Consider the following 13,413-nt stretch of genomic DNA (forward strand, 5'->3'; position numbering starts at 1 on the left):
AATAAGAAGTAAACTCAAGCTAAGTTTTATACTTATTTAGTAGTTTCCTTGCGTCCATTTTTCTGTTTCTCTATTCCATGAATAGGGTCTTTTTGAGCAGATTTCGACACACTACTAAATAGGTAGTGTGTTTTTTCTTGTAAAGGAGGCCTTATGCTACTAAGCACTCAACATTTATCTCTCGACCATCAAAAAGATTTAAGAACCTTGGTTCAGGACCTAAACCTCATTGTAAACCCCGGCGATAAAATAGCCATCATCGGGGAAGAAGGAAATGGCAAATCCAGTCTACTACTCACCTTAATGGACTCAACTCTTGTCACAGACTACCTACTCCTATCAGGCAATATTCAACGACATTTTCACTCACCAGTCTATATTCCCCAAAGTCTTCCATTGAAAATGGCTGAGCTAACCTTGAACGACTACTTCTTCGGAGATATGGTCAGTGACATTGATTACAGCCTACTCTACCTCTATGCTGAGCAACTCCAGTTTGACAGCGAGCGATTTTCCAGTCAACAATTGATTGAAAGCCTGTCAGGTGGTGAAAAACTAAAAATTCAGTTGATCAAATTACTGTCTATTCCATCTGACATCATCTTTCTAGATGAACCATCAAATGATTTAGATTTGGATACCTTACTTTGGCTTGAAAACTATATCATCACGAGCCCTAACACCATTCTATTTGTTTCTCACGATGAAGATTTCCTCAGTAAAACAGCCACAAAAATCATTCACCTAGAATCGGTTAAAAAGAAAACACTTGCTCAAACCAAAGTTGAAGAATTGGTCTATCAGGACTACGCACAGAAGCGCCAACAAGCCTATCAGAAACAAGTCCAACAGGCTCGGAATGACCAAAAAGAATTTGACAAAGCCATGAATAAGCACCTACGACAAAAATCACAGGTGCGCAATACCTTGCTCAATACCCACGACGCGACCATGGGCCGTCTGATTGCCAAGAAAATGAAAAATGTTCTATCACGCGAAAAACGCTATGAAAGAATGAAGGAAAACCTCACACAAGTTCCTTTTCATGAAGATGCCATTTCCCTCTTCTTCTCAGACATTTCACCACTACCAGTTAGAAAACAAATCTTACACTTAGAAAACTTCCGATTAAAGGTTAACGAGCGACTACTCGTTCAAAACATCCATTTCAACATAAATGGGCAAGATAAGATTGGCATCATTGGACAAAATGGAATTGGTAAATCCAGTTTTCTAAAGCTAATCTATCAAGAACTCAGGCAACGAGCAGATATAAACTTGGGATACATGCCCCAGCGCTATTCAGAAGTCCTTGATGAGTCTAAAACTCCACTTAATTTTTTATTAGAAAACGGCAATCGTGAGCAGGAACAACTAATCTTGACACATCTAGCCAGTCTTCAGTTTACACGCCAAGAAGTTCATCACAGGATCTGTGAACTTTCGGGGGGACAAAAAGCCAAGTTACTCTTGTTAAAAATGGTTCTTGAACAAGCCAATTTTCTCTTATTAGATGAACCCAGTCGAAACTTCTCTCCGACTTCTCAGCCATATATTCGTCAACTATTTGCCGATTATCCAGGTGGCTTAGTCTGCGTATCACACGACAGACGCTTTTTGAAAGAAGTTTGTCAAAGAATCTATCGACTAACTGAGAATGGACTGGAAGAATTAGAGCATCTAGTATAAAATTGTCATTTGAATTAGCTTTGATACATCGCCACTTTCGGCTTGCAGTACTTTACGGAAGTGACTTGCTTCACATGTCTTATTCCTAACCTAGAACAGCCTCTAGGCTGTTCTAACTAACTGCATCTCAGTTCCTTGTCTGAAAACTCTTCATCGACTATGAAAAAAGGAAATTGGGCTATCCAATTTCCTTTTCTAATGATATTTCGGATGTATTCGCCTTACAGCTTATAGTTTATCGAGAGCAAGTTGCAAATCCTCAATTAAATCATTGACATTTTCTAGTCCGATAGAAAGACGGATTTGATTTGGTGTCACACCTGCTGCAATTTGGTCTGCTGGTGCTAATTGAGCGTGGGTGGTTGTAGCTGGATGAACTACCAATGATTTAGCATCTGCAACGTTTGCTAGATTAGAAAAGATTTCTAAACTATCAATAACCTTACGCGCCTCTTCCGCTCCGCCTTTTACTTGGAAAGAGAAAATAGATCCAACACCTTTAGGCAAGTATTTATCCGCCAAAGCCTTATAAGGACTATCTGGAAGTGATGGATAATTGACCGACTCAACATTAGGGTGATTGAGTAAGAAATCTACAATTTTTTCAGCATTAGATACATGACGCTCTACACGGAGAGACAAGGTTTCTAACCCTTGCAAAAGCAAGAAGGCGTTGAATGGAGAAAGGGCAGCACCTGTATCGCGAAGCAATTGTACACGAACTGCTACAATAAATGCAGCAGCACCAATATCACGAGTATAACTTATGTTATGATAGCTTGGATCTTCTTCAACAAATTGCGGAAACTTACCAGATGCCGCCCAGTCAAACTTGCCGCTATCGACAATCACACCACCAATGGTCGTACCATGTCCACCGATAAACTTGGTTGCAGAATGTACCACAATATCTACACCATGTGAAAATACATTAATTAAATAAGGAGTAGCAAAGGTATTATCTGAAACGAGTGGGATATTGTGACGGTGGGCAATGCCTGCCAGTTTTTCAAGGTCAGGAATGTTGATAACAGGATTCCCAAGGGTTTCAATAAATACAAGCTTTGTATTGTCTTGAATGGCAGCTTCTACTGCTTCAAAATCATCAATATCGACAAAACTTGTTGTTATTCCATAACGTGGAAGAGTTTCTTTGAATAGGTTAAAAGTCCCACCATATAGTGTCATTGCCGCCACAATGTGATCACCAGCATGCGCTAATGCTAGAATAGTGTATGTGATGGCTGCCATTCCTGAAGAAGTGGCCAAGGCACCAATACCACCTTCTAAAGCTGCTACACGATTTTCAAAAGTAGAGACCGTCGGATTAGTGATACGAGTATAGATATTCCCTGATTTACGCAAGGCAAATAAATCTTCTGCTTCTTGAGCATCTTCAAAAACATAGGAAGTGGTTTGATAGATGGGTACAGCACGTGATTTTGAAGCAGAATCAACCTCTTGTCCTGCATGCAATTGAAGGGTTTCAAACGAAAATTCTCTAGTCATAGTGATAGCTCCTTTAGGCTTTTTCTGTATTCTACCTTATTTTTTCCATCTTGACTAATACTTTTTCTATGCAAAAAGGTATAGTTATTAGCTATATCTGTTACCACTTAAGAATAACTTTTGTCTGATAAATAGAAATAACACTCTATATTACCACCAACTACTTTAAGATGATACCAACCGCTATAAAACTTACATTCGTTCGCGCAACTTTTCAACGAAGAGATAGGCTGCTGGGCAGATAAGAGTATTTTTTATGGTTAGATTGTTGATTTGGTAAATCTTCTTCCGATCAGTATGTGGAAATTCTCGGCAGGCTTTAGGACGAGCGTCATAAATGCTACAGAGATTATCACCTCCAAGGAATGGACAGGGCATGGATTGAAACACCTTATCGCCATCCTCATCCACGCGTAAATACATATCCTCAAAAACAGGTAATTTCATGCGCAAATGCTTGGCAATTCGAGTAATATCAGCTTCTGTAAAAAGCGGGCCCAAGGTCTTGCAGCAATTGGCACACTCTGTGCAGTCAATTTCCGAAAAAACTTCCGCATGGATATCTTGAACAATTCTATCCAGATTTTTGGGCGCTTTCTTCTTTAGATTGGCTAGAAATTTTCGGTGTTCTCCCTGTTTCTGCTGGGCTAGTTGCTTGTATTTTTCGATATCTACAGTCATAAACTCTCCTTTTCGACCTCTATTATACCACAAACAAGCTTTTCAGCTCTGCTATTTTTCCAAAGGCTTATGGGGCGAAAATCCTGCGGGAAACTTCAGCCACGGGCAGACCGATGATGGTATGAATATCCCCTGAAATGCCCGCCACAAAGCGTGGATCCAGCTCTTGAATACCGTAGGCACCTGCCTTATCGAGTGGCTGTTTTTCATGAATATAAGCTTGGATGTCTTCCTCAAGCGCTGGATAATAGTCAACAAAATCAATCCGTGCCAGCGTATAAAAAACATCCAGTGAATGACTTGTCCGTAGGCAGACAGATGTTACTACGTGATGGCTTTTTCCAAAATAGGAACGTAACATTGTTTCAGCTTCTGTTAAATCTTGAGGCTTATTAAAAATTCGACCATCTGAAACAACAATGGTGTCTGCAGAAATGTAGAGCTGACCTGATACCAAATCCATATCCGATTTAGCTTTGGAAATTTCACAACAAGTTTTTGCAGCTCGAGTGAGAAAATCATCTGTAGCGAATTGTTTCATAAAATGTTCTTCGATACCACGCTCATCCACTTTGACTGAAGCGATCTGTGGTTGTAAAAATCCTAATAATTGTTTACGACGTGGGGAGTTGCTAAGTAGAATGTAAGAACTAATCTGCTCACGACTCCCTTCTTTTTGATAGTTAAATACAGTTTGCATATTTCCTCCAGTCAAAAACAGAGTCCTAAGACTCTGTTTCTGTCATTTGATTTGATTAGTTTACTTTACGACGTCGAACAGACACTGCAAGTCCAGCAAGACCAAGGCCAAATAGACTAAGTGCTAGGCTTGATTGGTCACCGGTATTTGGCAGGTTAGCAGCTGAGCGAGTAGCTGTATTTTCCTTAGCAACTGGGGCACCAGCAGCCAAAACTGGTTTAACAATTACAGATGCTTGCCGACTTTCTGTCACATGTGTCAGTGTTTGACCACCAGTTTGTGCATCTTTTTGTGTAGATGGAGCCGTTGGTTTTTCTACTGGTTTAACAAGTGTTTCTGGATTTGACTTAGCATCAGTTGGGTCAGTTTCTGCCAATACTTCAATATAGTCTGGGTAGTTATCACCATCTGTATCTAAAGTTGAGTTCACAGAAACTAAACGAGAGTTTGGATTAACAACTTCATAGACGGTTAAGTCAGCGGTTTTCAAATACTCAGCGAATACACTATCCATTGATGGACCTTCTTCACGAGCGCCACCAAGCATAGTGTAGCCATCACCACCAGCTGCTAAGAAGTCATTGGTTGCTAGGTAATAGGTTTTAGCAGGATCCAACTCTTCGTAGAGGCCTGTTTCAGGATTGAGGATACCAATCAAGAGAACGCGTTGGTCAGCTGGTAGGGTTGTATCATAGAATACTTGGGCACCTGAGATGTGCAAGAAACCACCACTTGCTTCCAAGAGTGGAAGTCCATTTTCATCCAATACAGGAGCGCCTGTTTCCTTATCAGCCTGCAAGGTTGCAGACAAAGACTTGGCAAACATATCAGCAATCTGTTGACCAGTCACAGTGATTTGAGAAACAATATTACCAAATGGCAAGACAGCAATAATATCACCTTTTGTGACAGGCTGGTCTTTAGCAATGGTTGCACGAATACCACCGCCGTTTGTCACAGCAAGGCTAGTTTTATTAGAGAAACCTGTTTGACCATAAGCGTAAATGGCATCTGTCACCGCATTCCCCAAGTTTGTTTCACGGACACGGACGTTTGAACGTTCACCGTTCAATTCAACTGGATTGTTGGCAATAACAACTTGTGCATTTTCAGCTTCGTACTTGGCTTTGATTTCAGCCACAAGCGCCTCAATTTTTGCATTTGGTGTCACATTCTTAGCATCGGCAGCAGAAATCAGACCTGCTTCAGCTAGCAACTGATTTGATTTCAAGGTTACCTTACCAATGTTGTTCAAGTATGAACCTGTTTGGTTGTAGGTAACATTATTTCCATAGGTTGTTGACTCAACTGTATGAGAATGTCCGTCGATAACAATAACACGTTTACCAGCCAACTTGCTATTTTCAGAAAGCGCCTGAGCAAGTGTTGAACCTCTCCATTCCACAGGAGTTGTTGTATCAACACCCAGGTGAGCAAGGATGATATAGTTGTTATAAACACGGTTATCAGCCAAGGCACGTGCTTCTACTTCGTCAATGACCTTGTTTACCTCAGTGATTGGATCCGCAAAAGTAACGCCTTCAACGTTTTTAGGGTGTGTCTTCGTAGCTGTTTCAGGTGTTGTCACTCCGATCACGACAAACTCATCACCAACTACAGTTGGAGTTTTATCAACAATGGTTGAAGCTTCAAAAAAACGAACTCCATCAACATAAGTATTGGCACTTAAAAGTGGGAAATTCAAGGTTTCTTTGTACTTGATAGCCTGTTCCATACCAAAGTCAAATTCATGGTTACCAACAGCCATAGCATCGTATCCAACCTCATTCATGATATTGGCACGATCTTCACCCTTGGTCGAGTTAGAAATTGGCAAACCTTGGAAGGCATCGCCAGCGTCTACAACGATGGTATTTTCAACTTTTGCACGCTCTTCTTCAATGACAGCTGCAGCCTTGGCATCACCGATAACGCCAGAACGGGTATCTTCAAGAATACGACCGTGTACATCATTAGTATGAATAATGACTGCTTCTACAGTTTCTTCTAAAGCAGTTGGAGCCGATGTTGTTGTTTCAGATGCGGTAGTTTCTGCTACAGTCGCATCTTGTACTGTTGAAGTTGTTGTCTCTGTTGTTGGAGTCGTTTCAGCAGCTTGAACCTGTTGAGCCAAGACGAATGGTGCTAACAAGAGCGTAGACATAACTGGCAATAAGAAATCTTTCTTTATCATAAATTGACCTTTCTTGTACTAAATTTACAAGTCTATTATACACTTATTTAATAAAAATAGAAACATTAAAATCGCTTACACAAAACTATCGTTCAGAAAAAGCGAATTAGTTACCCAATCCGCTTCCTTCTTATTTCTCAAACACAATTTTACCATCCGAAATCGTATAATGAACCTCTCCCTTCAATCGATCACCAATGAATGGAGAATTAGCTGATTTGGAAGCAAAATCTGCTGTGACCAAACGGTCTGCATTTGGGTCAAAAATGACCAAGTCGGCAGGTCCATTTTCTGCAAGATGACCAGCATCAAGACCATAGAGTTTGGCTGGATTAATAGTCATTTTCTCCAACAATTGCACGAGTGTCAGATGCCCTTCTTCCACCAGATGCGTCAAACCAAGTGAAAGCGAGGTTTCCAAGCCTGTCATTCCTGAAGGAGCTTGCGTAAGATCCTCTACATTTTTCTCATCTGCGTGATGAGGAGCATGGTCCGTCGCAATGACAGAGATAACACCAGATTTCAACCCATCAATCACAGCCAAGCGATCACTTTCTAGACGTAGAGGCGGGTTCATCTTAGCATTGGCACCTTTTGTTAGAAGTAAGTCCTCAGTTCGTGAAAAATGTTGGGGTGCTACTTCTGCCGTGACGTTTGCTCCGAGACCTTGAACAAATTCAACCACCTTGACCGACTCGGCTTTGGATAGATGCTGGATATGAACACGCGCACCCGTTTCATAGGCAATCATGACATCGCGAGCGACCATGCTGTATTCTGCTACGCCAGTTGCTCCACAAACATGAAAATGTTTTTCAGCTACTTGCTCGTTGAGTCCCAAGACACCATTCAGGTCAGGGTCTTCTTCATGCAGACTGATGAGACAGCCCTGCTCTTTGGCTAATTTCATAGCTTTTCTAACCACGCCAGCATTTGTCAAAGGAATACCATCATCCGAGAAGGCTACCGCACCAGCCTCTAGTAAGGCAGGAAAATCGGTCAGATGTTGACCATCAAATTGATTGGTGATGGTTGCTACACTGTAAATGTGAATGGCTTCTTTTTTGGCAGATTCTAAGACTTCTTTCAGAGTTTCGACAGTCGAAATCGTCGGACTGGTGTTGGCCATCATAACTACGGACGTAAAACCACCCGCAGCAGCAGCCAAGGCTCCAGTATGGATATCTTCCTTGTGGGTCTGACCTGGCTCACGAAAATGCACATGAACATCGACCAAACCTGGTGCAACCACCAAACCTGTCGCATCAATAACCTGCTCCACATCTTCCGAAATCGATTCAGCAATCTTGACTATTTTCTTGCCGTCAATCAAAAGATCACATACTTTATCTAGACCAGATTGTGGATCGACGACACGACCATTTTTTACTAATAACATTCGACTTCTCCTTTTAACAGCCAACTGCTTTTAACGCAGCCAGTCAATTTCTGAACTTCCTTTTGAATGTAAAAAGGCATTTGCTTTTGAAAATGGCTTACTTCCGAAAAATCCTCGGTAGGCTGATAGAGGGCTTGGGTGAGCTGATTCGACAATCAGATGGTTGGGATTGGTAATCAATGCCTTTTTCTTACGAGCATAAGCTCCCCAAAGAATGTAGACGACAGGCTGGTCTAAGCTATTGATCACCTTGATAATAGCATCTGTAAACGGTTCCCAGATTTGCCCTGCATGCCCATTGGCCTGACCAGCTGGCACAGTCAAACAAGCATTGAGCAAGAGAACCCCCTCTTCCGCCCAACCTGTCAAATCGTGGTCCTGTTTCACCCCGATATCATCTGCCAATTCCTTGAGGATATTTTGGAGAGATGGCGGAGCTGGTACCGTGTTTGGTACAGAGAAGGACAAGCCTTGAGCCTGACCAGGTCCGTGATAGGGATCCTGCCCCAAAATAACCACCTTAACCTTATCTAATGCCGTCGTCTGAATGGCTGCAAATACCTTCTCACGAGGCGGGTAAACTGTCCCACTTGCATAAACTTGGTCCAAAAACTGATTGATTTTGCCGAAATAATGTTCGGGCAACTGTTCCTTAATCAATTCATGCCAGACTGAATGTTCCATACACAACTCCTAGTTAGAACTTTTTTCTTTGACAATATACACTGGGCGTTTCTTGGTTTCCAAGAAAACTTTTGCCAAATATTTACCAAGAATACCGATAGTCATCAATTGCAAACCACCTAAAAATAGGATGATACAAATAGTCGACGGCCAGCCAATTGTAGGATCTCCGAACACCAAGGTTTTAACCACTACAATCACCATCAAGACCAAGGACAGCAAGAAGGTGAAAAATCCTGTATAGGAAGCAATATTAAGCGGTGTATCTGAAAAATTGATAATCCCTTCAATCGAGTAGGAAAGTAATTTCCAGAATGACCAACTTGTTTGACCAGCCACGCGCTCAACATTCTTGTACGGAAGATATTCTGTTTCAAATCCTACCCAGGCAAAAATTCCCTTTGAAAAACGATTGTATTCAGAAACTGACAAAATGGCATCCACCATATGGCGACGCATAAGACGAAAATCACGCGCACCGTCTACCACATCGACATGGCTAATCTTATTCATCAATTTATAGAATAATTTTGCAAAAAAGCTACGAATTGGTGGCTCGCCATCTCGACTGACACGACGGGTTCCCACACAGTCCAAGTCTGCATTAGCTTCAAGCATGGCCTTCATCTCTATCAACATCTCAGGCGGATCCTGTAAATCAACATCCATAACGGTCACTAAGTCGCCTGTAGCGGCCTGCAAGCCTGCGTAGAGGGCAGCTTCCTTTCCAAAATTTCTTGAAAATGATAGGTAGCGAACAGCTTGGTCTTGACCAGACAACTGACGCAAGGCTTTTAAAGTGCCATCCTTAGAACCATCATTGACAAAAATATACTCAAATTTTTCCCCCATTTCCTTACGAACCTTTTCCATGGCCTCGTAAAAATAGGGAATTGCCTCTTCTTCATTAAAACAAGGCACGATAACTGAAATCATGTATTTCTCCTCATACGGTCAATTTGTATGTCAAACATACTTAGAAACCATTATACCATTTTAGAAGATAAGTTCCCAGAAATCGTGCGTTTGAACATGACTACTTAATCTTCTAACCAAGTTTCTTGGTTTTGGCGGAACTTCTTGAGCAAGGTCAAGCCATCAGCATTGATATAGCCCTGTACTTTTGCGACCTTGATAAGTTCGGAGTAATTGCTGAGCGTTACCAATTTGACGCCAGCATTGTCAAAATTGCGCTCTGCTTTTGGTAATTCATAAGTGAAAATGGCCACCACACCGATAACATCTGCCCCTTCGCGCTCTGCCGCTGCAACAGCGTCCAGTACAGATCCACCTGTTGAAATCAAATCTTCAATGACCACCATTTTTTGTCCCTTGACAATGCGACCTTCCAACTGATTACCAACCCCATGTTCTTTTGGTTTGCTACGAATATAGGCAAAAGGCAAATTCATACGGTCAGCAATGATAGCCCCGTGTGGAATACCTGCTGTCGCAGTACCTGCAATAACTTCGACTTCTGGAAATTCTTCTTCGATACGCTGAACAAAGCCATCTTCAATCAAGTTCCGTGTTTCAGGATAAGAGAGGGTAATGCGATTGTCTGTATAAATCGGAGATTTAATACCTGATGCCCATGTAAATGGCTTTTCAGGACGCAGATGAACTGCCTTAATATCCAATAAGTGTGATGCGATTTCTGTTGCTAATGTCATTATAGACCTCCTTTTAAATGCGTGCCTTCTCTACATGACCATCCCGCCGAATAGCCTTGTATCCACCTAAAAATGCTGGTTCTATTCGTGAACCCTTGTCACCTTTATAGCCATTTAACACTAAGTTTGGTGAAAAATGCTCAACTTTACCATCATCAAAACGGTACTTAAAACCATCAAAAAATAAATCCTTTGAAATAATCTTTCCCATATCTTCTCCTCGATTCTTAAATCAATCCATTTATCAAAGAAAGACCCATTACCTCATTTGAATCATACACGACACCATTCTTCTTTGATTGCCAAATAGGTTTCATAAGGATCTTCAGATTTTGTAATTGGGCGACCTACTACGATGTAATCACTACCAATTCGAGCAGCATCTGCTGGTGTCATGACTCGTTTTTGATCACCGATTTCTCCACCACTTGGCCGAATTCCAGGTGTCAGACAAACAAATTCGGGATTTGTAGCTTCTTTTATGAGTTTCACTTCATGAGCGGAACAGACAACTCCGTCTAAACCTGCTTCTTGAGTCTTTTGGGCATAATGTACTACCGCATCCTGTAAGCTGGTTTGAATATTCTGGTCCTTTCTCATCTGCTCTTCAGAAGTTGAGGTCAACTGAGTAACAGCGATTAAAATCGCATCCTCCCCCAATCCTCTACGAGCCGCCTGCATCATCTCCACACCACCAGCAGCGTGAACATTTGTCATATCCACACCGAGTTTTGCCAAGACTCGCATCGCAGACTCAACGGTATTGGGAATATCATGGAGTTTCAAGTCTAAGAAAATACTGTGACCGCAGTCTTTCAAATAGTGAATGATATCAGGACCTTCCGCATAGTATAGTTCCATTCCTACCTTTACAAATAGTTTTTCTTGGCTAGGAAACTGTTCTAGGAATGTTTGCACTTCTGTTCTGCTTGCAAAATCTAGGGCAATAATTGGTCGACTCTCTTTCATAAAATCCTTTCAAATATGCATAAAAACCCTGCCAATTGAGACAGGGTTGTACACGAAGTCAGCCTGAAAAATACATTTTCAAGCAATTTACATGACACCTTCCCAGCCTCTCTGGACATAGTTAAAGGACGATGTTACTCTAATAATACTATTTTATTTTATTTTTGTCAACGCTTACCCAAGCTTTCTCTAACTTCTTGGCGTAAATTTTCTAAGGTGTCAATCCCATAAACATCCATACGTTTTGGTAAATCCTTGATAATGGTTGGACAGGCAAATGGGTCTGTAAAGTTGGCCGTTCCAACCCCAATGGCTGAAGCTCCAGCAATCATCATCTCTAAAGCCTTGTCAGCCGAATCTACACCACCCATTCCGATGATTGGCAGCGTGGTCATCTGTGCCACCTGACGAATGAGCTTTAGGGCAACTGGAAAGACCGCTGGACCTGACATACCTCCTGTACCATTTGCCAAGATTGGCTGGCGATTTTTTAGATTAAAACGCATGCCAACCAAGGTGTTAATCATGGTCAAACCGCTGGCTCCAGCATCCTCGGCCGCCTTTGCCAAGAGGCTAATATCTGCCACGCTCGGTGTTAATTTGACATAGACAGGCACAGAGGAGGCTTCTACCGCAGCCTTTACAGCATCGTAGGCCAATTCTGGCACCTGACCAATTAGCAGACCATTGTTGCCATGGTCCACATTTGGACAGGAAATGTTCAACTCGATGGCTTTTACATTTGGAGCTTGTGAAATTTTCCCTGACACATAGGCATATTCTTCATTGGAAAAGCCTGCCACGTTGGCAATGATGGGCAAGTCTGGGAAATGCTGCTCAAGCCATGGTAGTTTTTCGGATAAGACCGCGTCAACACCCGGATTTTGAAGTCCAATGGCATTGAGCATACCTGCCGGCGTTTCAGCTACACGGGGAGTCGCATTGCCATAACGAGGATACCGAGTAGTAGCCTTAATCATAATGGAGCCAAGCTGGTTGAGGTCATAATAGTCCGCATACTCCTGACCAAAACCGAAGCAACCAGATGCTGGAATGATTGGATTTTTCAAGTCCAAGCCTGGCAAGGAAATGGATAATCGTTCTTTCATCTCAACCTCCTATAACATCAGACTGCCGGTTGCAAAGACAGGTCCTTCTTTGCAGACACGCTTATTCTCATGTTCTTGCCCCTGCTTTGGTTTGACAACACAGGCATAGCAAGCCCCCATCCCGCAGGCCATGCGGGCTTCTAGGGAGATGTAGGCATAGGGATGGTCCTGAAAACGTTGGTCAACATAATTCATCATAGCAGGTGCTCCACAGGAATAAATGGCAGCAAACTCATTTGTCAGTTCTTCAACGACCGTTGCGACATTCCCCATACGCCCATAGGAACCATCATCCGTTGTGACATAGACCTGACCGAATTGAGCCAATTCTTCTTCCAAAATGACTGCCTCTTTTGTGGCGAAGCCAATGACTGACGTGACCTTGACACCACGGAGCGCAGCCTGTTTGGCTACTTCCACCAAGGGAGGAACACCGATTCCCCCTCCAATAATGAGAATATGGTCACCTGCTTGAAGAAAGTCCACTTCAAATCCTTTCCCAAGAGGTCCCATGACATCTACATGCTGTCCGACCGTCATCTCAGAAAAGACTTTCGTCCCCTGACCTTCCACTCGATAAATAATCCTACATTGAGAGTTGCCTTTATCAATCTCAGAAATAGAAATTGGTCTTCTCAAAAGCATGGAATCATCAGGAATACGAAGATGGATAAACTGCCCCATCTTCATATCCTGAACCATCTCACCCTGCAAGGTCATAGCAAAAATACGTGGGGCAAGTTGGACTTGGTCAACCAGTATCATCTGTTCTTTTAAAATCATCTTTTCTCCTATTCTATGAAACA

At 42.2% G+C, this 13,413-nt stretch carries 13 protein-coding genes; 1 reads left to right on the top strand and 12 read right to left on the bottom strand.

The window, feature by feature from the left end:
* Positions 1–153: 153 nt before the first annotated feature.
* Positions 154–1,689, top strand: a complete 1,536-nt coding sequence (locus ACEE44_RS01290) for an ATP-binding cassette domain-containing protein (protein WP_449170974.1) — start codon at positions 154–156, stop codon at positions 1,687–1,689.
* A 228-nt stretch (positions 1,690–1,917) separates the two neighbouring features.
* On the opposite strand, the gene ACEE44_RS01295 is transcribed toward ACEE44_RS01290, so the two are convergent.
* From ACEE44_RS01295 to ACEE44_RS01350, 12 genes are all read right to left on the bottom strand, one after another.
* Complete coding sequence (locus ACEE44_RS01295; RefSeq protein WP_449170975.1) at positions 1,918–3,198, bottom strand: O-acetylhomoserine aminocarboxypropyltransferase/cysteine synthase family protein; 1,281 nt, start codon at positions 3,196–3,198, stop codon at positions 1,918–1,920.
* A gap of 192 nt (positions 3,199–3,390) precedes the next feature.
* Positions 3,391–3,879, bottom strand: a complete 489-nt coding sequence (locus ACEE44_RS01300; protein ID WP_105124893.1) for a YkgJ family cysteine cluster protein — start codon at positions 3,877–3,879, stop codon at positions 3,391–3,393.
* Between the two features lie 67 nt (positions 3,880–3,946).
* Positions 3,947–4,579, bottom strand: coding sequence for a Maf family protein (locus ACEE44_RS01305; RefSeq protein WP_449170976.1), 633 nt, complete (start codon positions 4,577–4,579; stop codon positions 3,947–3,949).
* A 55-nt stretch (positions 4,580–4,634) separates the two neighbouring features.
* Positions 4,635–6,773, bottom strand: a complete 2,139-nt coding sequence (nt5e, locus tag ACEE44_RS01310; protein ID WP_449170977.1) for a cell surface ecto-5'-nucleotidase Nt5e — start codon at positions 6,771–6,773, stop codon at positions 4,635–4,637.
* A gap of 130 nt (positions 6,774–6,903) precedes the next feature.
* Positions 6,904–8,172, bottom strand: coding sequence for a dihydroorotase (locus tag ACEE44_RS01315; RefSeq protein ID WP_449170978.1), 1,269 nt, complete (start codon positions 8,170–8,172; stop codon positions 6,904–6,906).
* Between the two features lie 30 nt (positions 8,173–8,202).
* On the bottom strand, positions 8,203–8,856 hold the full coding sequence (locus ACEE44_RS01320) for a uracil-DNA glycosylase (protein WP_449170979.1): 654 nt from the start codon (positions 8,854–8,856) through the stop codon (positions 8,203–8,205).
* A 9-nt stretch (positions 8,857–8,865) separates the two neighbouring features.
* Complete coding sequence (locus ACEE44_RS01325) at positions 8,866–9,792, bottom strand: glycosyltransferase family 2 protein (RefSeq protein ID WP_449170980.1); 927 nt, start codon at positions 9,790–9,792, stop codon at positions 8,866–8,868.
* A 104-nt stretch (positions 9,793–9,896) separates the two neighbouring features.
* On the bottom strand, positions 9,897–10,529 hold the full coding sequence (gene pyrE, locus ACEE44_RS01330; RefSeq protein WP_105109403.1) for an orotate phosphoribosyltransferase: 633 nt from the start codon (positions 10,527–10,529) through the stop codon (positions 9,897–9,899).
* A gap of 13 nt (positions 10,530–10,542) precedes the next feature.
* Positions 10,543–10,740: a hypothetical protein gene (locus ACEE44_RS01335; RefSeq protein WP_105127153.1), complete on the bottom strand. Its 198-nt coding sequence runs from the start codon at positions 10,738–10,740 to the stop codon at positions 10,543–10,545.
* A gap of 62 nt (positions 10,741–10,802) precedes the next feature.
* Complete coding sequence (gene pyrF / locus ACEE44_RS01340; RefSeq protein ID WP_449170981.1) at positions 10,803–11,498, bottom strand: orotidine-5'-phosphate decarboxylase; 696 nt, start codon at positions 11,496–11,498, stop codon at positions 10,803–10,805.
* Between the two features lie 167 nt (positions 11,499–11,665).
* The gene (locus ACEE44_RS01345) at positions 11,666–12,607 is read right to left on the bottom strand and encodes a dihydroorotate dehydrogenase (RefSeq protein WP_449170982.1); all 942 of its coding nucleotides are present in this window, start codon (positions 12,605–12,607) and stop codon (positions 11,666–11,668) included.
* Positions 12,608–12,616: 9 nt separating this feature from the next.
* Entirely contained in the window at positions 12,617–13,390 is a 774-nt protein-coding gene (locus ACEE44_RS01350) for a dihydroorotate dehydrogenase electron transfer subunit (protein ID WP_449170983.1), read from the bottom strand.
* Between the last annotated feature and the right edge of the window lie 23 nt (positions 13,391–13,413).

The sequence above is a fragment of the Streptococcus sp. 32226D021BW genome, assembly GCF_053545015.1.